Below are 19,984 nucleotides of genomic sequence, written 5' to 3' on the forward strand. Positions count from 1 at the left end.
ATGACCACGATCCTTCGCGTCGAAGACCTCAGCGTCTGCATGACCAGCCGGACCGGCGAATTGGTGCCGGTGCTGGAGAATCTGTCGTTCACCGTCGACAAGGGCCGCACCATGGCGCTGGTCGGCGAGTCCGGCTGCGGCAAGAGCATGACGGCGCTGGCCATCATGCGGCTTCTGCCGGAAGGCTTCGTGATCACCGGCGGCCGGGTGCTGCTGGATGACGAGGACGTGCTCACTGCGCGGCCGCGGCGGCTGCGCGCCTTGCGCGGCAATGCGATGTCGATGGTGTTTCAGGAGCCGATGACCGCGCTCAATCCGCTCTATACGGTCGGCGACCAGATCGCCGAGGTGTTGCGCTATCACCGCCGGCTCAGCCGCTCCGACGCCGCCGAACAGGCGGTCGGCTTTCTCAAGGCGGTGCAGATTCCGGCGGCCGAGGAGCGCGCCCGGGCCTATCCGCATCAATTGTCCGGCGGCATGCGGCAGCGGGTGATGATCGCGATGGCGCTGGCCTGCAAGCCGAAGCTGCTGATCGCCGACGAGCCCACCACCGCGCTCGACGTCACCGTGCAGGCGCAGATCTTTGATCTCTTGGCGCAGCTGCAGGACGAGACCGAGACCGCGATCGTGCTGATCACCCACGATCTCGGCGCCGTCGCCGAAATCGCCGATGAGGTGTCCGTGCTCTATGCCGGCCGTTGCATCGAGACCGGACCGGCGCAGCAGATCGTCGATCGGCCGCGCCATCCCTACACCAGCGGCTTGCTGGCCTGCGTGCCACATCTGAGCGTCGGCAAGGCGAGACCCGCGCAATGGTCCGACCTCGGCGAAATTCCCGGCATGGTGCCGTCACTCGGCGCCCGTGGCCCGGATTGCGCATTCCTGCCGCGTTGCGCCAATGCCACCGAGATCTGCCGGTCACGACCGCAACCGCCGCTGGAGGGCGTCGCGGCGGACCATGCGGTGTCGTGCTGGCGCGCAGCGGAGATCGCAGCATGAGCGCCCAAAACAATTCCCAGGATAATTCCCGAGGCAATTCCCAGCACAATACCAGCGACAAGCAGAGCCACATGTGGCCGGTCGAGGCCAGCCCCTATCTGCTCGACGTCAACGACCTCGTGGTGCATTTCCGCACCGGCCGGCAGCGGCCCTGGTCGAAGCCGTCTTTCGTCCATGCCGTCGACGGCGTCAGCTTCCGGGTCCGGCGCGGCACCACCTTCGGCATTGTCGGCGAGAGCGGCTCGGGCAAGTCGACCACCGCCCAGGCGATCATGCGGCTGGTGCCGGCGACCTCGGGTCAGATCGTATTCCGCGGCGAGGATATCGCGCCGCTGGCCGGCGAGCCGCTGCGCCGGGTTCGCCGCCATCTCCAGATCGTGTTTCAGGATCCGTTCTCGGCGCTCGATCCGCGCCGGCGCGCCGGCGACCAGGTGCGCGAACCGCTGGATCTGTTGCAGATCGGCACCCCCAGCGAACGCGACGCCCGCGTGCTGCAGCTGCTGGCCGAAGTCGGATTGCCGCCCGAGGCCGCCGACCTGTTTCCGCACCAGTTCTCCGGCGGACAGCGGCAGCGGCTGTGCATCGCGCGGGCGCTGGCGCCGGAGCCCGAACTGATCGTGTGCGACGAGGCGGTCTCCGCGCTCGACGTCGCGATCCAGGCCCAGATCCTCAATCTGCTGAAGAAGCTGCAGCGCGAACGCGGGTTGACCTATATCTTCATCTCGCACGATCTCGGCGTGATCCAGCATTTCTGCGACGAGATCGCCGTGATGTATCTCGGCAAGATCGCCGAACAAGCGCCGGCCTCGGTGCTGTTCACCGAGCCGCGGCATCCCTATACGTGGTCGCTGGTGGCGGCTGCCGTGCCGCCTGGGCCGCTGCGCGACGAGTTGAAGGCGCGCTATCTGGTCAAGGGCGATCCGCCGTCGCCGGTCGACCCACCGCCCGGCTGCCGCTTCGCCCAGCGCTGCCCGTTCGCGCTCGATCATTGCCGCGAGGTGTCGCCTTTTCTCGACGCCATCGGCCCCGAGCACTTCGTCGCCTGCCATCGCAAGGACGAGATCCCACGCCCGGACTTCACCCTCAATCAGGCCACGGCCTGACTGAGGCCCAGATCGGTCGAGCAGCCTAGGCTTAGGCGGTTTTAGATTAAGACCGAGCCCGTCATTGCGAGCCGAGGACGGCGCATCGCGCCGTCCGACAGCGAAGCAATCCAGGCGCGCCGAGCGAAGACTGGATTGCTTCGTCGCAAGGGCTCCTCGCAATGACGGCGTTGCGGGCGGCGATCAGTTGCTGGCGTAGCGACTCACGACCAGATCGCGGACGTCGAGCTCGGGCGCGCGGCCGCCGAGCTGATCGGCAATGACGTGCGCGGTGCCGCACGCCATGGTCCAGCCGAGCGTGCCATGGCCGGTGTTGAGGTGGAGATTGGGCAGATGGGTCGGCCCGACGATCGGCGGACCATCGGGGGTCATCGGCCGCAGCCCGCTCCAGAATGTCGAACCTGCCAGGTCGCCGGCCTTGGGAAACAGATCGGTCAGCGATTTGTCGAGCGGCCCGCGTCGTGCCGGCGGCAGCAACGGCCGATAATCGCCGACCTCCGCAGTGCCGCCGACGCGGATCCGGTCGCCCAGCCGGGTGATCGCGACCTTGTAGCTTTCGTCCATGATCGTCGACTGGGGCGCTGCGGCCGCGTCGACGATCGGCACGGTGATGGAATAGCCCTTCACCGGATAGATCGGCGCGTCGATGCCGAGCGGCCGCAGCAATAGCGGCGAGAAACTACCCATCGCCATCACATAGCGATCCGCGGTGAAGACGCCCTTGTCGGTGGTGACCTGCGCGACGCGCCCGGCCTCGACATTCAGCGCCTTGATCGTCGTGTCATAGACGAAGCGCACGCCCAGCCCCGCCGCGATCTTTTCCAGCCCCTGGGTGAATAGATGGCAGTCGCCGGTTTCGTCGTCGGGCAGGCGCAGGCCGCCGACGAAGATGTTCTGGACCGCCGCAAGGCCCGGCTCGACGCGCACGCAACCGGCGCGATCGAGCACCTCGTAGGGCACGTTGTATTGTTTCAAAATCTCGATATCGCCGCCGGTGCCATCGAGTTGCGACTGCTTGCGGAACAGTTGCAGCGTGCCCTGGCTGCGTTCGTCATAGGCCAGGCCGGTCTCGGCGCGCATCGCGCGCAGGCAATCGCGGCTGTATTCGGCGATACCGACCATCCGCGACTTGTTGAGGGCGTAGCGATGGGAGGTGCAGTTCCGCAGCATCTGCAACATCCAGCGCCACATCGCCGGATCGGCCTGCAGCCGCACCACCAGTGGGCCGTGGCGATCGAGCATCCAGCCGATGGCCTTTTTCGGCACGGTCGGCCCGGCCCAGGGCGAGGCATAGCCTGGCGACACTTCGCCGGCATTGCCGAAGCTGGTTTCCAGCCCCGGACCCGGCTGGCGGTCCAGCACCGTGACCTCGAGACCGGCCTTGGCCAGATAATAAGCGGTGGTGACTCCGACCACGCCGGCGCCGAGAACCAGAACCTTCATCTTTCGCCTCTCCAGGGTGACCGGGCGGCCACGCGACAATTATCGCATCCCCCATGTGGCGCTTTACGTCGATTATCGACATTGCTAGGTTCGTTTTGCTGACAATCTGGCGAATTCCCGCTGAAAATTAGTGAAAAACAACGATCGCGCGCGATGAGTGTGGAACTCGATTCCTTCGACCGCAAAATCCTGCGCGAACTGGTGCAGGACGCCCGGATCAGCCAGATGCTGCTGGCCGAGCGCGTGAACCTGTCGCCGACGGCCTGCACCAGGCGGCTGCATCAGCTGGAGAAGAAGGGCGTGATCCAGGGCTATGCGGCGGAGATCGACGCTACCAAGCTCGGGCTGATGATGACGGTGCACGTCCAGATCACGCTGGACCGGCAGAACGAGGATGCGCTGACCGCCTTCGAGCGCGAGATCGCCAAATGCCCGGATGTCGTCTCGTGCTATCTGATGTCCGGCAACGAGGACTATCTGGTCCACGTGCAAGCGCGCGACATGGAAGATTACGAGCGCATCCACAAACAGCATCTGTCACGGCTGCCCGGGGTGGCGCGGCTACATTCCGGCTTCGCGATGCGCAGCATCGTCCGGCGCAGCATCTCACCGGCGGCGCTGAGCGGCTGACGCACGGTCGACGCCCCGGTGGCGGTGGTGACGCAAAACTCAACAAAGAGCCTCGCTGTCCCGTCTGTGATCCCGCGAACAGATATGCGCCCATCATGACGATGCTGGAGACGAAAGATGAAGCTCGACGACCCCGACCGTTCGCGATCCGTCGCCAGGCCCAAGGGCGCGGCCGCCAACCCGACATGCACCCCGACGACCCACCTGCCGAAAGCCGAGGACTTCCTGCTGTGGCCGCCCAACATCCAGGCCTATGGCTATCGGATCGTCGACCGACTGTTCAACTCGCGCGTCATTCACAAGGCGCCGGTGGCAAGACCTCACAATTACGGCGAGCGCCTTGGGCTGAGCTATCGCTGTGCCAACGGCACGTTTTCGATCGACGAACTGATGGACCGCAATTCGTTGAGCGGCCTTCTGGTCCTGAAGGACGGCGCGGTCGTGGTCGAGCAATATGGCCTCGGACTGCTGGCCTCCGACCGCTGGAGCACGATGTCAACGGTCAAGTCGATCACCGCGACGCTGGTCGGCGTGGCGCTGCAGGACGGCGCGATCGGCTCGCTCGCCGATCCGGTGACGACATACGTACCCTCGCTCGCCGGCTCGCTCTATGACGAGGTCACGATCAAGCATTTGCTCACGATGTCGTCCGGCATGGACTGGACCGAAGATTACGCCGACAAGCAGTCGGACGTGAACCGCTACAGCAAATCGCTCGCCGACGGCGTGCCCGGCGGCGTCTTCGAGATCCTCAAGGCGTTGCCGCGGGCGCATCCCGCGGGGACGCATTGGCACTACAACACCGGCGACACGTTCCTGCTGGGTGCCGCGCTGCGCAATGCCGTCGACATGCCGCTGGCCGCGTATTTGTCACGCAAGGTCTGGCAGCCCTGCGGCATGGAATTCGATGCGTTCTACACCCTGGAATCGCCGGACGGCCTGGAGATCGGCGGCAGCCGCGCCGGCATCGCGTTGCGCGACTTCGGCCGTTTCGCCAAATTCGTGCTGGACGACGGCGTGGTCGACGGCCAACGCGTGCTGCCGCAGGGCTGGAACAACGCCGCGAACCGCCAAGAGCATCGTTTTTCCGCCGCGGACGTCGCCATGATGCCGCAAATTGGTTCGGCAAAGTTGGCCGGCTACGGCTACAGCTGGTGGATCGCGGAGGACGGCGCACTGATCGCGATGGGCTTTGCCGGCCAGCGCATTTACATCAATCGCGCGCAATCCTTGGCCATCATCACCTTGGGCGCATTCCCGCAGGCCCGCTATCAGGGGCCGGGCGAGCACGATCGCGTGGCGGAGGTGGTCGCGTTCACCGAAGCGGTCAAGCAAGCGCTGACGAATTGACGGCGCCGCGCGCAAGCCGCGCGATCGCCCGGGCCATGCGCCGACATCCGCCGTCGCCGGCGGAATTCACCGGCCGGGCTGGCCGTTGCGCAGCAGGGTCCTGACGGTTCGGGCGAAGATCAGCGTGCCGCGCTCCACCAACTCCTGCGGGATCGACGCGAAGTTGAGACGCAGCCAGGTCTCCTTCGGCGGATTGGCGAAATAGGGCTCCACCGGATCGATCAGGACGCCGGCGTCAAAACAGGCCGCCCTCAGCCTGTCGGAATTGGGCAGTTGAGGAATCCGCATCCAGATCGCGGAGCCGCCGGTCGGCGCGTCCATCTGCACCATCGGCAATTCCTTGCGCAGGATCGCCATGATGATCTTGGCCTTCAGCTCCAGCGCCTGCCGCATCGCGCCGATCAGGCGATCATAATGGCCCTGGCGAATGAATTGCGCCGCGCTGGCCAGATTATTGCCCGGCAGCTGTCGGATCATCAGCCGGCGCAGTGATTTGAGCTCGGTCATCAGTCTCTCGGGACCGACGATGTAGCCGAGGCGCAGGCCGGGGCAGACCAGTTTGGACAGGCTGCTGAGATAGACGACGCGGCCGGAGCGATCCATCGCCTTCAGCGCCGCCGCCGCGGCGCCCTCATATTTCAGCTCGGGCTCATAATCATCTTCGATGATGATCTGGTCGTGACGGGTCGCATGGGTCAGCAACCCCAATCGCCGCTCGGTGCTCATGGTGACGCCGGTGGGCGACTGATGACTGGGCGTGCAATACAGATAGTTGCACTCGGCCAGTCGCTTGTCGATGGTCATGCCGAAGGCGTCGAGCGGCACCGACAACAGCTCGGCGCCGCTGCGCATGAAGATATAACGCGCATCCATATAGCCGGGCTCCTCCAGCGCGAGCTTGACGCCGGAGCGCAGCAGGGTCTGGGCGATCAGATAGAGCCCGTGCTGGGTGCCGAGCGTCAGCATCACCTGCTCGGGCTTGGCGGCGATGCCGCGCCGGGGCAGGATCTTGTTGATGATCTGCTTGACCAGCTCCTCGCTCTCGTCGCCGCCGCTGTCCTGGCCCCACAGTTGAATCGCCGATTTGCCCAGCGCGGAGCGGCTGGCGTCACGCCAATCGGCGAAGGGAAAGATCTGCGGGTTCACTTCGCCATAGACGAAGCGATAGGGGCATGACTGCCAGCCAGCCGGCCGCTCCTGCCAGGGATATCGGGTGTCGGCATGGGCCATCCGCGCCGCCCAGTCGGGCTGGTCGAGGCTGTCGGGGGATTGGGCGATCGCCAGTTTCTGCTCGCGCAGCGCCGACGAAACGTAATAGCCATCCCGGGGGCGGGACTCCAGAAAGCGGTCCGCCGTGAGTTTTTCCAACACGATCGAGGCGGTGGTGCGCGAGACGCCGGCCAGCTCCGCCAGATTTCGGCTCGACGGCACCCGTCGGCCCGCCGGCAAATTGCCATCCACAATGGCATCCACCAGCGCGTTGCGCAGCTGCGCCTGCAGTTGCACGCCGTCCTTCGCCGCCCGGGCCAGCAGCTCCTTCCACATCAACCGATCGCGCTCTGCCGAACTCATTGACGCACTTCCTGGCCTTAGCAAATCGGATCGCTGGCCTTATGAATCGAACCGGATTGAAATCACACTAAGGCCAGCACACCGCGCTGTCCTTTACCAGAGCCTTACGCCGTGATGAAGGTGAAGCCTTGACCGACGACCATCGCGGCCGCCCTGGGACCAAGACCGGTCACAATGCCAGGTTATCCAACGCCCGTCGGCCGGATCGGGCCGGGAGGGGGATGCCGCGCGCCGATGGTGCGACATCGGCGCTATCGCAGGGCCGCAGCAGCGACCGCCGCCCGCATCGGCGCGGCGGAATCCAAGGCACTTGATTGAAGGCACTTGAACGTCACCGAACCAGTACAACGAAAGAAACCCATGAACGAAACGCAGGCCACCAAAGAACTCGGCGATCTCGACGTCAAGCACCTGTTCCACCCCTACACCAATCCGCGCAAGCACGAGCAGACCGGGCCGATCGTGATCGAGCGCGGCGAAGGCGTGTTCGTCTACGACACCAATGGACAGCAATATCTCGAGGGGCTGGCCGGCCTGTGGAGCGTCGCGGTCGGGTTTGGCGAAAAGCGGCTGGTCGAGGCCGCCACCAAGCAGATGCAGATGCTGCCGTTCTATCATTTGTTCGCGCATAAATCGCATACGCCCGGCATCAAGCTGGCCGAAAAGCTCAGCGAGATGGCGCCGGGGACGTTGAACCACGTGTTGTTTTCGAATTCGGGATCGGAGGCCAATGATTCCGTCATCAAGCTGGTGTGGTTCTACAACAACGCCCTAGGGCGCCCGAAGAAGAAGAGATTCCTGGCGCGCAAGAACGGCTATCACGGCATCAACGTCGCCTCGGGCAGCCTCACCGGCATTCCGTCCAATCACAACGCCTTCGATCTGCCGCAGATCCCCGTCACGCATCTGGAGTGCCCGCATTACTACCGCTTCGGCAAGGACGGCGAAACCGAGCAGCAATTCACCGACCGGCTGATCAAGGAGTTGGAAGACACCATCGAGGCCGAGGGCGCCGATACGATCGCGGCGTTCATCGGCGAGCCGGTGATGGGCGCCGGCGGCGTGATCGTGCCGCCGGTCGGATACTGGCCCCGGGTGCAGGCGGTCTGCCGCAAGCATAACATTCTGCTGGTGCTGGACGAGGTGATCACCGGATTCGGCCGGCTCGGCACGACTTTCGCGGCGGAGCTGTTTGGCGTCGAGCCCGACATGCTGGTGGTCTCCAAGCAGATCACATCGTCCTATCAGCCGCTCGCGGCGGTGATCTTTTCCGAGCAGATCTATCAGGCCGTCGCCGACAAAGCCGGCGCGCTGGGGACCTTCGCCCACGGACTAACCGCCGGCGGCCATCCGGTGGCGACCGCGGTCGCGCTCGAAAACCTCGCCATCATCGAAGAGCGCGGCCTGGTCGCCAACGCCAAGGAGGTCGGCGCCTATATGCGCGGCAAGCTCGCGGGCTTCGCATCGCATCCGATGGTCGGCGAGGTCCGTGGCGAGGGTCTGATGGCGGCGGTCGAAATGGTCGCCGACAAAGCGACGAAGCGGAAATTCGATCCGGTCGGCAAGGTCGGCGGCTATCTGGCCGAACGCGGCCATGCCCATGGGCTGATCGTGCGCAATCTCGGCGATTCGATCGCCTTCTGCCCTCCGATGATCATCACCAAGGCGGAGGTCGACATGATGATCTCGAAGTTCAGCAAGGCGCTGGACGAGACCTATGATTGGGCCAAATCCGAAGGTCTGGTGAGCTGATCGCTGCGCCCCCGCGGCCTCGCCTGGCCGCGGGGGCGTGTCCACGGCATTGATGAGCAAGGCGTCGGCCAAGACCGACGCGACGGCCCGGCCGCAACCTGTTATACTAAGGGCGGTTGGTTTCGACTCATCCGTGCGTCGTGGCCGGGCTTGTCCCGGCCATCCACGCCTGTGATCCAGCACGGCTTTCAAGGCGTGGATGCCCGGCACAGGGCCGGGCATGACGAACGAGAGCCAGTGCCCTTTGGTATTACACCGGCAAACAGACCGTCGCGCGCAGCCCGCGGCCGTCTGTTTTGTTCCTGAGCTCGAGCGAGCCGCCGATTTTCTCCAGCGCGATATCGACAATGGCGAGGCCGAGGCCGCTTCCGGACGGGCTCTTGTGGCGGCCGCGAAAGAACCGCGATGTCACCAGATGCATTTCCGCATCCGGAATGCCGGGTCCGCTGTCGTCGATGCGAAGCTCGACGCGCGATCCACGCGCGATGGCGTCCCAGACGATCTCGCCGGGGCCGTTGCTGTGATGCACCGCGTTCTCATGCAGGTTGCGCAGCGCGATCGCCAGCAGATCACGATTAGTGGTCACCATCATGCCCTGCAGCGAATCTGCGCGCGTGACCCGCAGATCGGGCTTGGCCGGCAGCTCCGAGACGATCTCGGCGATGATCTGACCGAGATCGACCTTGTCGGTCCTCTCGACATGCAGCTGGGTATCGAGACGCGCCACGGCGAGCAGTTGTCTGGCCAGCCGCGAGGTGCGATCGACCGACAGGATGATGTTGCGCAGCGATCTCTCGCGTTGCTCGGCGTCCGGTGTCGCCAGCGCGACCTGGGCCTGAACCTTCAGGCCGGCGAGCGGGGTGCGCAATTCATGCGCCGCGAAAGCCGTAAAATCGCGCTCATGTTGCCGGACCGCCTCGACGCGCAGGAATAGGCCGTTGAGCGAACCCGCCAGCGGCGCCAGTTCGGGCGGCGCATCGACCACCTCGAGCGGACTGAGGTCATCGACGTTGCGGCGCGTGAGATCGTTGGCCATCATCTGCAAAGGCCGCAGACCGCGCCCCAGAATCCTCCAGATCAAGGCGCCGAGCAGCGGCACGATGAACAGCGCCGGCCACAGCAATCCGCGGATCAGGTCGGTGACCAATCGCTCGCGCAGGCCGAGGCGATCGCCGACCAGCACCCGGATGTTCTTGTCGGGATCGGACACCGCAAACACCCGCCAGGTCTCGCCGTCGACCTGCCGGTTGGAAAACCCATCGCCGCCGCCGCCCAGGCTGTCGCGCGGCGCGCCGCTGGAGCGGGCCATCAGGCGTCCGTCGAGCGACCAGATCTGGCAGGACAGCTGCCGCTCATAGCTGACGCTTCGGGCCGCCGCGCTGTCGGGCAACGCCAGCGTGGCGCTGGAATCGCCGTTGACCGCGAGCGAACTCACCATGCGGGCGGCCTCCTGCAGCCGTGTGTCGAGGACGTGCTCGACCTCGCTGCGGGTCTGCACAAAGATCCAGGCGCTGGCGCAGAGCCAGATGAACGCGGTGGCGCTGACCAACACCACAAACAGCCGGCCCCTGATCGAACGGATCATCATCATGGCGCCACCGCCCGCATCCGATAGCCGATGCCGCGCACGGTCTCGATGTAATCGCGCCCGATCTTGCTGCGCAGATTGTGAATGTGCACTTCGACCGCATTGCTTTCGACTTCGTCCTGCCAGCCATAGATCCGGTCTTCCAGGTCGGCTTTCGATCTGGTGGTCCCCGGGCGTTCCAGCAGCGTCGCCAGCACGGCGAATTCCCGGCGCGACAGCTGGACGGGTTTGGCGTCGACGCTGACCGCAAGCGTCGCGGGGTCGAGCTCGATGCCGTTGAAGCGCAAGGTCGGGGTGACGCGCCCCTCCTTGCGGCGCACGATCGCCCGAACCCGCGCGCCGAGTTCATCGAGATCGAACGGCTTGCCCAGATAATCGTCGGCGCCGGAATCGAGGCCCTTGATGCGATCGCCGATTTCATCGAGCGCGGTCAGCAGCAGAACCGGAACGTTATTGCCCTCGGATCGCACCCGCCGCAGCAGATCGAGCCCCGATCCGTCGGTCAGCATCAGGTCGAGCACCACGGCATCGAAGCTCGTCGACGATAGCGCCGCGTAGCCATCGGCGCAGCACGCCACGGTGTCGACGGTCGCGCCGAGCAGCGCCAACCCGGCCTTCAAGCCGTCCAGCAGAACGAGATCGTCCTCTATGATCAGAATTCTCATCACGCCCTCGTTATGCCCGGTCAGCGCTTTGCCAAGCGTGGCTTAAGGCTGCCTTAAGGTGCGAAGCCGACCCAGCGCTTGTACAACCTGGGACGAGCAATGCGCCATTGGATACTCAGACTGGCTCTCGCGGCGATGCTGTCACCGCTCGCCAGCGCGGCCAGCCTCGGGCAACAGCCTGCCGGGCCCGACAAGGTCTTTCACCTCGCGGCGACGCGCGGCCCCGACGGCGCGCTGCTGCTGGACTGGTCGATCGCGCCGGGAAACTATCTTTATCGCGACAAGATCGCGGTGACGACGGCAGACGGAACCGGGGTCGAGATCACGACGCTGCCGGGCGAGATCAAGGACGACCCATCCTTCGGGCGCACCGAAGTCTATCACCGCCGGGCGCAGGCCAGCATTCCGCGCGCCGTGGCGCAGGCCCATGCGAGGCTCGCCGTCTCCTATCAGGGCTGCGCCGAGCAGGGCATCTGCTATCCGCCGATCCGGCGCAGCGTCGATACGGCGTCGCTGGAATTGTCCGCGAGCGCCCCGCCGCCGAAGGCGCCGACCTCAACCGTCAGCAACTGGACCTCCGATCTCGATCTCAGCCAAGCGCGCAGCGAGACGGGATCACCGATCGATTCCGCCGAGCCGGGATTGCGCGGCGGCTTCGTCCCGATGCTGCTCGCCTTTGTCGGCTTCGGCCTGCTGCTGGCCTTCACGCCCTGCGTGTTCCCGATGATTCCCATTCTGTCGGGCATGCTGGCCCGATCCGGCGAAGGGCTCACCGCGACGCGCGGCTTTGCGCTGTCGGGCGTCTATGTGCTGGCGATGGCGTCCGCCTATGCGGCACTGGGCGTTGCGGTGGCGTGGTCGGGACAGAATTTGCAGGCGGCGTTGCAGACGCCGCTCGCGTTGGGATTGATGAGCGGCGTTTTCGTCGCATTGGCGCTGTCGATGTTCGGCCTGTTCGATCTTCAACTGCCGGCGTCGTGGCAGACGCGCTTTCTTGGCGCCGGAAGCGGGCGCGGCGGCTCGCTGGGCGGCGCGGCCGCGCTGGGCTTCGGATCGGCCCTGATCGTCGGCCCCTGCGTCACGCCGCCGCTCGCCGCCGCCTTGGTCTATGTCGCGCAGACCGGCGACGTCGTGCGCGGCGCCGCGGCGCTGTTCGCGCTCGGCACCGGCATGGGGCTGCCGCTGCTGATGTTCGGCACCTTCGGCGCCAGCCTGCTGCCGAGATCGGGGCCATGGCTGGCGAAGGTGAAATATGTCTTCGGCCTGGTCTTTGTCGGCATGGCGGTGTGGATGCTGTCGCGGGTGATCCCGCAATGGGCGACCGGCCTGCTGATCGGCCTTTGCCTGGCTGGCGCGGGCGCGGCGATCGCCGCCACGCTGTTTCGCCGGCCGCAGCTTCGACGATCATGGCAAGCGGTTGTCGCCAGCATCGGCATGCTGATTCTCGGCGTCGGCGTGGTCACAATGATCGCGTCGCTGAATGGATCGTCCGACCGATTGGCCGCGCTGGTCGGCCTGCCATCACTGGCGTCGGCGCAAGCCGCGCATCAAGCGCCGTTCGAAATCGTCAAGACCACCCGCGCGCTCGATCAGGCCATCGCGTCCGCGCGCCGCAACGGACAGCTGGTGGTGCTCGATTTCTCCGCCGACTGGTGCGTCGAATGCAAGGTGATGGACCGCAATATTTTCTCGAATCCTGACGTGATCGCGCAGCTGCGCGGCTTCACGCTGATCCGCGCCGATGCGACGGACTACAACCAGGATATCCAGTCGCTGATGGGAAAATACGGCGTGGTCGGTCCGCCCACGGTGGTCTTTCTCGATCCGCAAAACGGCGCGGAACTACCCGATACACGCTTCATCGGCGCCGTCGGACGCGAGTTGTTCACGGCCCGCCTGCGGCAGCTGCAAAACCCCACCTGATCACCCCCGGAGACATGCGATGCGATTCAATCTTGCGACCTCTCTTGCTCCCTGTCTTGCCCCTGTGTTTGCGTTGGCCTTGCTGCTGCCGTCGGGATTTTCGCCCGCAGCGGCGCAAAGCGCCGAACCGTCGGCCGAAGCAATCCTCAACGATCCCAATGCGCCGACCGCCGGCAATCCCAAGGGCACTCTGACCATCGTGACCTTCTTCGATTACAATTGCCCGTTCTGCAAGAAGGCCGAGCCCGACCTTGAGCGCGTGGTCAAGGAGGATGGCCAGATTCGCCTCGTCTACAAGGATTGGCCGATCCTCACCAAGGCCTCGGTCTACGGCGCGCAGATGGCGCTGGCGGCCAAGTATCAGGGCAAGTATGACGCGGTTCATGCCGCCCTGATGGCGATCCCGGGACCGAAGATTCCGCAGGAGCGCATGCTGGACGCGATCCGCAATTCCGGTGTCGACATGGCGAAGCTCGACGCCGACTTGAAGAAGCATGGCGAGGAGATCAACGCGATGCTGCGGGCGCATCTGGCGCAAGCCGAATCCTTGGAGCTGCAAGGCACGCCAGCCTATATCGTCGGACGCTTCCGGGTCACCTCGGCCCTCACCTATGACCAGTTCAAGCTGGCCATCGCCGACGCGCGCAAGCAGGCGATGAAATAGGGTGGCAAAATCAGCAGCAAGCCGCCCGGTTTTGACATCACGTTTATGGCGAGCGGGTCTGATCGTGGCCGGCATGGCGGTGTTGGCCGGATGCACGACGACATCCACGCCGAGCCCGGTCGCGCTATCCAATCCCGTGGCGGAGAAGATGTATGCGGCCCCTGTGAGTGAGCCGCATCAGGTCGCCGCGCTGAATGTCAGCGAGATGGATCCGCAATATATTCGTCAGATCGTCGACTTTCCGAGCCAAGAGCCGGTCGGCACCATCATCGTCGATCCCAAGCAACGGTTTCTGTATCTGGTGTCCGAGCACGGCAAGGCGATCCGCTACGGCGTCGGCGTCGGCAAGGCCGGGCTGGAATTCACCGGCACGGCCACCGTGGCCTATAAGAAGCAATGGCCGCGCTGGACCCCGACCAATGACATGATCCGGCGCGAACCCGACCGCTATAGTCAATGGCGGCAAGGGATGGACGGCGGGTCGCGCAATCCGCTCGGCGCCCGTGCCCTCTATCTGTTTAAGAACGGCAAGGACACCCTGTTCAGGATCCACGGCACCACCGAACCCGACAGCATCGGCAAGGCCGTCTCATCCGGCTGCATCAGGATGGTGAACCAGGACATCATCGATCTTTACAGCCGCATCCCCAGGGGCACGAAAGTCATCGTGCGCTGAGCCCCGCAATGATGGCCCGGTCGCCCGCGACGACCAGGTGTCGATGCAGGGGCGGCCCGTCCGCCCATGCCGATCGAGGCGGTTTGGGCGGCAATGATCACGTCGCAGCAGCCCCGTTGCTGCCGAGAAAATCGAGCATTGCCTCATTGAACCGGTCCGGCTCTGTGACGGTGAAAGCGTGACCGCCTTCGGGCACCAGAAGAGGCCTGGCGTTCGGTAGACCCGCGACCAATTGTTGTGAGCAGGTCCAGGGCACCAACGTATCATCCTTTGAAGCAGCGACCAGCGCGCAATGGCCGATCTCGCCCAACCTGTCGCTGATATCGAAGGCGAGCAGCGCGTCGATCCGGCGGAGTATGTTGTCGGTGCCCTGGAAATGTCGAACGCCGTGCGCTTCTTCCTCCGCGATGCGGGCGGCGTTCTGCAGCAGCCAGGCTGCCGGGTACAGGAAGATCGGTTGCGCCCGGACATAGGCCGCGACGCCGACGTTCTGCAGCAGATCGCGCCGCACCGCGAAGCAGCGCTCGGTGTGCGGGTTTGGACTCGCCCAAGCGTTGATCAGGATGATGCGGTCGAGCAGCGCGGGCCGGCGTAGCGCGACTTCGAGTCCGACCAGCCCGCCCAGCGCGTGGCCCATGAAATGGCAGCGCGCGATCCCGAGCGAATCGAGCAGCGCGATCACCTCTTCGGCCATATCTCCGATACTGTAGCCCTCAGGCAGAGCTGCCGGATTGCGGCCGGTGCCGCGGTGGTCGTAGAGCACGACGCGAAAGCGCTGCACCAGCGCCGCGAGCTGTGGCTGCCAGAACGCGGCGGCGCCGCCGAGCCCGGCCGAGACCACGATGGTCGGGGCGTCGGCGTCGCTGCGGCCGACGATCTCGGCGGCAAGCACCGGCCGGGCGTTGCTATCAGGATTCATCTCGCACTCCGGGTCTGGCTCAAGCCGCAAGGTCGATGCCGAGCTCGGACCAGATGGTCTCGTACAGCGCGGTGAATTCCGGCAGTTTACGGATCTTCAGCGGGTGCCGGTGTTCCGCCGCGATGTGGACCGGATGGATCGATTTCACCCGGCCCGGCCGGCTGGTGATGACGACGATGCGATCCGCCATGGTGATGGCTTCGCCGACGTCGTGGGTGACCAGCACCACGCTGCAATTGCGCTCGCGGATGATCCGCAGCACGTCGCTTTGCAGCACAAGGCGGGTCTGGCTGTCGAGCGCCGAAAACGGCTCGTCGAGCAGGATGACGTCCGGGCTGAACGCCAGCGTGCGCATGAAGGCAACGCGCTGGCGCATGCCGCCCGACAATTCCGACGGATAGCTGTTCTCGAAGCCCTTCAGGCCGTAGGCCTCGATCAACTCGTGCGCGATCCGCTCGGCCTGCTTACGCGGCGTGTTGCGGACCTGCAGGCCGATGATGACGTTTTCGGTCACGGTGCGCCACGGCAGCAGCAGATCCTTCTGCAGCATGTAGCCGACATGGCCGCTGGCGCTATACACCGGCTCGCCATTGACCTCGACGCGGCCGTCGGTCGGCTCAAGCAGGCCGGCAATGACGTTGAACAGCGTGGTCTTGCCGCACCCCGACGGTCCGACGATGGCGACGACCTCGCCGCGATGCAGCTCAAAGCCGATGTCGGCAATCGCCGTCACCGGCGCGGCGCCGGCGGCGTGGAAGGTCATTCCGACCTTCTCGGCATGGAGCACGACGTCTGACTCAGGCATGGGGATTGGCTCCGATCGGATGGGCCGCGAGAAAACGCAGAATGAATTCGTTGAAGGCCACAGGCTCGACGCGGGAATAGGCATGGCCGCCGCGCGGCACTTTGACGAGCTTGGCGCCGTTGACCCGCGCGGCGATCAGCTCGGACGAATAGGGCGGCGTCAGGATGTCGTCCTCCGCCACCAGCACGGTGGTCGGGCAGCGGATCTGCGCGAGATATTGCGTGCCGTCGAACGCCATGATGCCCGCTGCCCGCGCCTCGATGATGCGGCGCGACGGCGTCGCGGCGACCGCGGCGGCGACTTCGCGTTCGAGATCGGCCTTGTGGTCGCGCACGTAATAGGGCGGATACAGAAACAACGGCGTGGCGCGGTGATATTCGGCCTCGCCCATCGCGCCGAGAATCCGTCGGCGCAGGCTGAGGCACTGCTCCATCTGGGCGTCGAGTTCGGCCCAGGTCGCGTACAGCACCAGGCTGGCGATCCGCTCCGGCGCCTTGGCGCCGAGCACGATTCCGATCGCGCCACCGGTGGAATGCCCGACCAGATGTGCCTTTTCGAGCTTCAGCGCATCCATCAGACGCAGCAGATCGTCTGCCAGCAGTTCGACCGAATAGGGCATCTCCGCGCGCGTGCTGCGCCCGGTGCCGCGGTGATCGTGCAGCACCAGCTGGTACGACTTGGCCAAAGCGTCGACATTGGGTGCCCAGTAGCTCGCCACGCCGCCCAATCCGGCGACCAGCAGGACCGGCTCGCCGGCGCCGGCGATCTCGTAATGGATCGCCACATCATCGAATTGTGCGAGCGGCATGGCGGCCTCTCAGCGCCACTTCAGGCGGCGTTCGACCCAGCCGACCAACCCGTCGAGCAGCAGAGCGAGGATCATCAGCGCCAGGATGCCGACCCAGACCGCGTTGAGATTATACAGCGTGCCGGCGTAGTAGATCTGATATCCCAGTCCCTGATCGGCCGAGATATATTCGCCAACTACGGCGCCGATCATCGCAAAGCCGATATTGAGGCGGAACGCCGAGGCGATCCAGGGCAGCGAGCCCGGCATGATCACCATGCGGAACATCTGAAAGCGGCTGGCGCCCAGCGCCTTCAGCATCCGCAGATAGTCGGTGTCGATCTCCTTGGTGCCGGCATAGCTGGTGATCATCGCCACGATGAAGGTGATGATGGCGGCGACCGCGATCTTGGATTCGATGCCGACGCCGAACCACACCACGATCAGCGGCGCCAGCGCGATCTTCGGCAGGCCGTTGAGCGCCACCATCAGCGGCCGCATCACCTGTGCGGCGGTCGGCGACAGCCACAATAGCAGCCCCGCGGTCGAGCCGAGGATGCTGCCGATCAGAAAGCCGATGATGGATTCCTTGGCGGTGACCCAGCTGTCGCGCAGCAGCGAGCCCGACACCAGCCCCTTGACCAGTTCGCGCCAGATCCCGGTCGGCTGGCCGTAGAGATAGACCTTGATCAGCTCGGTTCGGATCGCGACTTCCCAGGCCAGCAGAATGCCGCCGATCAGCAGGATCTGGAGCAGCAGGATTCGGCCGCGCGCATACCACGGCGCGGGCGCGGAGATCGGCGGCCGCGAGGCTTTGGCCGGCGTCGAACGGGCGGTCGGCTCCGGCATCAGATCGACAATCTCCGCGTTCGCCATCGGTCAGGTCCCGACATAGGCCGTGGTGGCGATTTCGACGAGGAATTCCGGGCGCACCAGCGGGGTCTGGATGCAATAGCGCGCCGGCGGATTCGCCGGGAAGTATTCCTTGTAGACCACGTTCATCGCCGCATAGTCAGCCAGGTCCTTCAGGAAGATCTGGTTGAACACGATATCCTTCATGCTGCCGCCCCCGGCCTCCACCACCGCCTTGATCGATTCGAGCACGAAGCGGGTCTGCTCGGTGGCATTGCCGACGCCGACGGCCTCGCCGTTCGGGCCGATCGCCAGCGTCCCCGATACGTAGATGAAGCCGCCCGCCTTGGCGCCGGGGCTGTAGGGCGCGAGCGGCGGCGGCGAGCCCGGCGGAACGATCACTTCGAATGGCATAGTGTCTCCTTGTGTGGTCCGGTGAATGTCACGCGGCGTTGCGGGAAGCCAGCGCCTGGGCGACGTCGTCGACCGTCGCGCTCCAGCCGAAGAATTTTTCGACGTTGTAGATCGTCGCTTGCTGGATGTAATCGGGACCGGCCTGGTAGCAGGCGTCGCGCACCAGGATCGGGAAGTATTCCTTGAAGAAGGCGTCGCGAATGGTGGATTCGACGCAGACATTGGTGGCGACGCCGCACACCAGCAGGGTTTCGATGCGACGGCTGCGCAGCATGCTGTCGAGCGCGGTGCCGGCGAAGCCGCTGTAGCGCGGCTTCGGAATCACCAGATCGTCGGCTTCCGGCTTCAGCTCCTTGACCAGCTCGTAGTCCCAGCCGCCCTTGGTCAGCAGCGTGCCGGCGAGGTCCGGGCGGTTGCGCATCAGCTTCAGCGAATTGCCCTTGCGCTGATTGACCGAGTGCGGGCCGCCGGCCTCCTTCAGGGCGCTGTCCCAGCCGTTCTGCAGCCACACCACCTGGATGCCGGAGCCACGGGCCACCGCGACCAGCCGGGCCACCGCCGGGATCACCTCCTGGGTCGGCGTCAGATCGACGCCGAGATGCGAGAAATAGCCGCCCGGCGAACAATAGCCGTTCTGCATGTCGACAACGATCAATGCGGTGGTGGACGCATCGAAGTCGGTGGGTTCGGGCCGCGCCGAGAGAATCTGGGACATGATCGGCGACACCTCAACCGGCCTTGCCGAGCTTCGCGGCGGCTTTTTCCGCAAAGCTGTTGTCGACCATTTCCTCGTAGGGCCGCGCCTCCTTGATCGAGCCGCCGGCCAGCTCGAACGCCATGTCGGCGTCCCACTCCTGCTTGGAGATGGTCGGGCTCTTCGGAATGGCGGTGGAGTTGCCGAGCAGGTTGCCGGCGGCGGCGCGGATCACGGATTCGGACACCTGGGGGAATTCGGCGACCGACGACTTCACAAACAGCTCGGGGTCGGTGTGCAGCGCCGCCTGCGCTTCGGCCAACGCATCGCAGAACGCCTGGACCATGGCAGGGTCCTTTTCAATGACGCTACGCTGCGTCATCGCGGTGGTCCAGGACAACGGACCGATGATGTCGGCGAAGGCGAACACCGGCACCAGCCCGAACTTCTCCTTGGCGATGCTGACATCCCATTCAAACATGGTGGCGAAATCGGCGCGCCCGTCGAGCACCGCCTGGGCCTGCGCGCCGGGCGGCAGCTGCAGGAACTTGACGCCCGCGCTGTCCGGCTCGAAGCCGCCGCGCTCCTTCATGGCAAAGGTCGGGGTCTGGATGGTGGAGGACGGAAAGCGCAGGGTGGCGATGGTCTTGCCCTTGAAGTCGGCGACCGTCTTGACGGCGGAGCCCGGCTTGGCGACCGCCCACATCGCCACGCCGCCGACCACCTTGGCGATGTTGGCGACTTTGGCGCCTTCCTTCACCGCATTGACCGACATGCCGGCACCGGTCACCGCGAAGCTGGCATTGCCCGAGAGCACAACCGGCAGCGCCAGCGCGATGCCGCCGGCCGAGCTGACCGCGACGTCGAGGCCGTGCTTCTTGAAAAAGCCGCCGTGCTTGGCGGCATAGACCGACACATACATGCCGAGATGGATCGCTTCGGAGACCTTGATGGCATTCAGGGATTGCGCCGCCGCGGGACCGCCCAGCCGATCGAAGGCGGCGACGATGGCAGCCGCGCTGGCGCCGAGCAGGACGGTTCGCCGCGACGCGGACCGCATGGACAGCCTGCTACCCTTGATCTCAGATTTCACGATGCACCTCCGTTGGAACCGATCGGGCTAGACTAAAGAAGGAGGTATCGTTGTT

Annotated in this window: 19 protein-coding genes; 8 read left to right on the forward strand and 11 right to left on the reverse strand. The window is 65.2% G+C overall.

The window, feature by feature from the left end:
• Both RBJ75_RS16495 and RBJ75_RS16500 read left to right on the forward strand, forming a co-directional pair.
• Entirely contained in the window at window positions 1–999 is a 999-nt protein-coding gene (locus RBJ75_RS16495; RefSeq protein ID WP_044411761.1) for an ABC transporter ATP-binding protein, read from the forward strand.
• A gap of 71 nt (window positions 1,000–1,070) precedes the next feature.
• Window positions 1,071–2,102: an ABC transporter ATP-binding protein gene (locus tag RBJ75_RS16500; RefSeq protein WP_044411775.1), complete on the forward strand. Its 1,032-nt coding sequence runs from the start codon at window positions 1,071–1,073 to the stop codon at window positions 2,100–2,102.
• 183 nt (window positions 2,103–2,285) lie between these two features.
• On the opposite strand, the gene RBJ75_RS16505 is transcribed toward RBJ75_RS16500, so the two are convergent.
• Window positions 2,286–3,545, reverse strand: a complete 1,260-nt coding sequence (locus RBJ75_RS16505; protein WP_044417930.1) for a D-amino acid dehydrogenase — start codon at window positions 3,543–3,545, stop codon at window positions 2,286–2,288.
• 153 nt (window positions 3,546–3,698) lie between these two features.
• On the opposite strand from RBJ75_RS16505, the gene RBJ75_RS16510 reads away from it, so the two are divergent.
• Together RBJ75_RS16510 and RBJ75_RS16515 are read left to right on the forward strand one after the other, a co-directional pair.
• Window positions 3,699–4,175, forward strand: coding sequence for an Lrp/AsnC family transcriptional regulator (locus RBJ75_RS16510; protein ID WP_080901253.1), 477 nt, complete (start codon window positions 3,699–3,701; stop codon window positions 4,173–4,175).
• A gap of 117 nt (window positions 4,176–4,292) precedes the next feature.
• On the forward strand, window positions 4,293–5,525 hold the full coding sequence (locus RBJ75_RS16515) for a serine hydrolase domain-containing protein (RefSeq protein WP_044417928.1): 1,233 nt from the start codon (window positions 4,293–4,295) through the stop codon (window positions 5,523–5,525).
• A 66-nt stretch (window positions 5,526–5,591) separates the two neighbouring features.
• Here the strand turns inward: RBJ75_RS16515 and RBJ75_RS16520 are convergent, their stop codons facing one another.
• Window positions 5,592–7,097: a PLP-dependent aminotransferase family protein gene (locus RBJ75_RS16520; RefSeq protein ID WP_044417926.1), complete on the reverse strand. Its 1,506-nt coding sequence runs from the start codon at window positions 7,095–7,097 to the stop codon at window positions 5,592–5,594.
• 360 nt (window positions 7,098–7,457) lie between these two features.
• Here RBJ75_RS16520 and RBJ75_RS16525 point away from each other — a divergent pair, with 360 nt between their 5' ends.
• Window positions 7,458–8,849 carry an aspartate aminotransferase family protein gene (locus RBJ75_RS16525; protein WP_044417924.1) on the forward strand — a complete coding sequence of 464 codons (1,392 nt, stop codon included), beginning with the start codon at window positions 7,458–7,460 and terminating at the stop codon, window positions 8,847–8,849.
• Between the two features lie 250 nt (window positions 8,850–9,099).
• On the opposite strand, the gene RBJ75_RS16530 is transcribed toward RBJ75_RS16525, so the two are convergent.
• Window positions 9,100–10,431 (reverse strand): ATP-binding protein, encoded by a 1,332-nt coding sequence (locus tag RBJ75_RS16530; RefSeq protein ID WP_044417932.1) that lies wholly within the window; start codon window positions 10,429–10,431, stop codon window positions 9,100–9,102.
• 5 nt (window positions 10,432–10,436) lie between these two features.
• Window positions 10,437–11,102 (reverse strand): response regulator, encoded by a 666-nt coding sequence (locus RBJ75_RS16535; RefSeq protein ID WP_044417922.1) that lies wholly within the window; start codon window positions 11,100–11,102, stop codon window positions 10,437–10,439.
• A 135-nt stretch (window positions 11,103–11,237) separates the two neighbouring features.
• Here RBJ75_RS16535 and dsbD point away from each other — a divergent pair, with 135 nt between their 5' ends.
• From dsbD to RBJ75_RS16550, 3 genes are all read left to right on the forward strand, one after another.
• Window positions 11,238–13,025 carry a protein-disulfide reductase DsbD gene (gene dsbD, locus RBJ75_RS16540; protein WP_276156740.1) on the forward strand — a complete coding sequence of 596 codons (1,788 nt, stop codon included), beginning with the start codon at window positions 11,238–11,240 and terminating at the stop codon, window positions 13,023–13,025.
• Between the two features lie 19 nt (window positions 13,026–13,044).
• Window positions 13,045–13,689, forward strand: coding sequence for a DsbA family protein (locus RBJ75_RS16545; RefSeq protein WP_044411789.1), 645 nt, complete (start codon window positions 13,045–13,047; stop codon window positions 13,687–13,689).
• 148 nt (window positions 13,690–13,837) lie between these two features.
• Window positions 13,838–14,365, forward strand: coding sequence for a L,D-transpeptidase (locus tag RBJ75_RS16550; protein WP_234707421.1), 528 nt, complete (start codon window positions 13,838–13,840; stop codon window positions 14,363–14,365).
• Window positions 14,366–14,462: 97 nt separating this feature from the next.
• On the opposite strand, the gene rutD is transcribed toward RBJ75_RS16550, so the two are convergent.
• Genes rutD through RBJ75_RS16585 form a run of 7 tightly spaced genes read right to left on the reverse strand, consistent with a single transcriptional unit; the run spans window position 14,463 to window position 19,929 of the window.
• A complete protein-coding gene (rutD, locus tag RBJ75_RS16555) occupies window positions 14,463–15,284 on the reverse strand; it encodes a pyrimidine utilization protein D (RefSeq protein ID WP_044411795.1) in 822 nt (273 codons plus the stop codon).
• Window positions 15,285–15,303: 19 nt separating this feature from the next.
• The gene (locus tag RBJ75_RS16560; RefSeq protein WP_044411798.1) at window positions 15,304–16,089 is read right to left on the reverse strand and encodes an ABC transporter ATP-binding protein; all 786 of its coding nucleotides are present in this window, start codon (window positions 16,087–16,089) and stop codon (window positions 15,304–15,306) included.
• The gene (locus RBJ75_RS16565) at window positions 16,082–16,897 is read right to left on the reverse strand and encodes an alpha/beta fold hydrolase (RefSeq protein ID WP_044411799.1); all 816 of its coding nucleotides are present in this window, start codon (window positions 16,895–16,897) and stop codon (window positions 16,082–16,084) included. The genes RBJ75_RS16560 and RBJ75_RS16565 overlap by 8 nt, the downstream gene beginning before the upstream one ends.
• A 9-nt stretch (window positions 16,898–16,906) precedes the next feature.
• A complete protein-coding gene (locus tag RBJ75_RS16570; RefSeq protein ID WP_052628937.1) occupies window positions 16,907–17,752 on the reverse strand; it encodes an ABC transporter permease in 846 nt (281 codons plus the stop codon).
• 3 nt (window positions 17,753–17,755) lie between these two features.
• A complete protein-coding gene (locus RBJ75_RS16575) occupies window positions 17,756–18,142 on the reverse strand; it encodes a Rid family hydrolase (RefSeq protein WP_044411800.1) in 387 nt (128 codons plus the stop codon).
• 28 nt (window positions 18,143–18,170) lie between these two features.
• Window positions 18,171–18,857: an isochorismatase family protein gene (locus RBJ75_RS16580; RefSeq protein ID WP_044411809.1), complete on the reverse strand. Its 687-nt coding sequence runs from the start codon at window positions 18,855–18,857 to the stop codon at window positions 18,171–18,173.
• Between the two features lie 13 nt (window positions 18,858–18,870).
• Window positions 18,871–19,929, reverse strand: coding sequence for an ABC transporter substrate-binding protein (locus RBJ75_RS16585; protein ID WP_044411802.1), 1,059 nt, complete (start codon window positions 19,927–19,929; stop codon window positions 18,871–18,873).
• Window positions 19,930–19,984: the final 55 nt, after the last annotated feature.

The sequence above is a fragment of the Rhodopseudomonas sp. BAL398 genome, from assembly GCF_033001325.1.
Lineage (GTDB): Bacteria > Pseudomonadota > Alphaproteobacteria > Rhizobiales > Xanthobacteraceae > JARJEH01.

What these genes read in the sequence shown, in the direction of transcription:
- RBJ75_RS16500 (WP_044411775.1), top strand. Translation starts at nt 1,071, where the DNA reads ATGTGGCCGGTCGAGGCCAGCCCCTATCTGCTCGACGTCAACGACCTC.
- dsbD (WP_276156740.1), top strand. Translation starts at nt 11,238, where the DNA reads ATGCTGTCACCGCTCGCCAGCGCGGCCAGCCTCGGGCAACAGCCTGCC.
- RBJ75_RS16545 (WP_044411789.1), top strand. Translation starts at nt 13,045, where the DNA reads ATGCGATTCAATCTTGCGACCTCTCTTGCTCCCTGTCTTGCCCCTGTG.
- RBJ75_RS16575 (WP_044411800.1), bottom strand. Translation starts at nt 18,142, where the DNA reads ATGCCATTCGAAGTGATCGTTCCGCCGGGCTCGCCGCCGCCGCTCGCG.
- RBJ75_RS16505 (WP_044417930.1), bottom strand. Translation starts at nt 3,545, where the DNA reads ATGAAGGTTCTGGTTCTCGGCGCCGGCGTGGTCGGAGTCACCACCGCT.
- rutD (WP_044411795.1), bottom strand. Translation starts at nt 15,284, where the DNA reads ATGAATCCTGATAGCAACGCCCGGCCGGTGCTTGCCGCCGAGATCGTC.
- RBJ75_RS16580 (WP_044411809.1), bottom strand. Translation starts at nt 18,857, where the DNA reads ATGTCCCAGATTCTCTCGGCGCGGCCCGAACCCACCGACTTCGATGCG.
- RBJ75_RS16525 (WP_044417924.1), top strand. Translation starts at nt 7,458, where the DNA reads ATGAACGAAACGCAGGCCACCAAAGAACTCGGCGATCTCGACGTCAAG.
- RBJ75_RS16570 (WP_052628937.1), bottom strand. Translation starts at nt 17,752, where the DNA reads ATGGCGAACGCGGAGATTGTCGATCTGATGCCGGAGCCGACCGCCCGT.
- RBJ75_RS16510 (WP_080901253.1), top strand. Translation starts at nt 3,699, where the DNA reads ATGAGTGTGGAACTCGATTCCTTCGACCGCAAAATCCTGCGCGAACTG.
- RBJ75_RS16495 (WP_044411761.1), top strand. Translation starts at nt 1, where the DNA reads ATGACCACGATCCTTCGCGTCGAAGACCTCAGCGTCTGCATGACCAGC.
- RBJ75_RS16550 (WP_234707421.1), top strand. Translation starts at nt 13,838, where the DNA reads ATGTATGCGGCCCCTGTGAGTGAGCCGCATCAGGTCGCCGCGCTGAAT.
- RBJ75_RS16560 (WP_044411798.1), bottom strand. Translation starts at nt 16,089, where the DNA reads ATGCCTGAGTCAGACGTCGTGCTCCATGCCGAGAAGGTCGGAATGACC.
- RBJ75_RS16515 (WP_044417928.1), top strand. Translation starts at nt 4,293, where the DNA reads ATGAAGCTCGACGACCCCGACCGTTCGCGATCCGTCGCCAGGCCCAAG.
- RBJ75_RS16535 (WP_044417922.1), bottom strand. Translation starts at nt 11,102, where the DNA reads ATGAGAATTCTGATCATAGAGGACGATCTCGTTCTGCTGGACGGCTTG.
- RBJ75_RS16565 (WP_044411799.1), bottom strand. Translation starts at nt 16,897, where the DNA reads ATGCCGCTCGCACAATTCGATGATGTGGCGATCCATTACGAGATCGCC.
- RBJ75_RS16520 (WP_044417926.1), bottom strand. Translation starts at nt 7,097, where the DNA reads ATGAGTTCGGCAGAGCGCGATCGGTTGATGTGGAAGGAGCTGCTGGCC.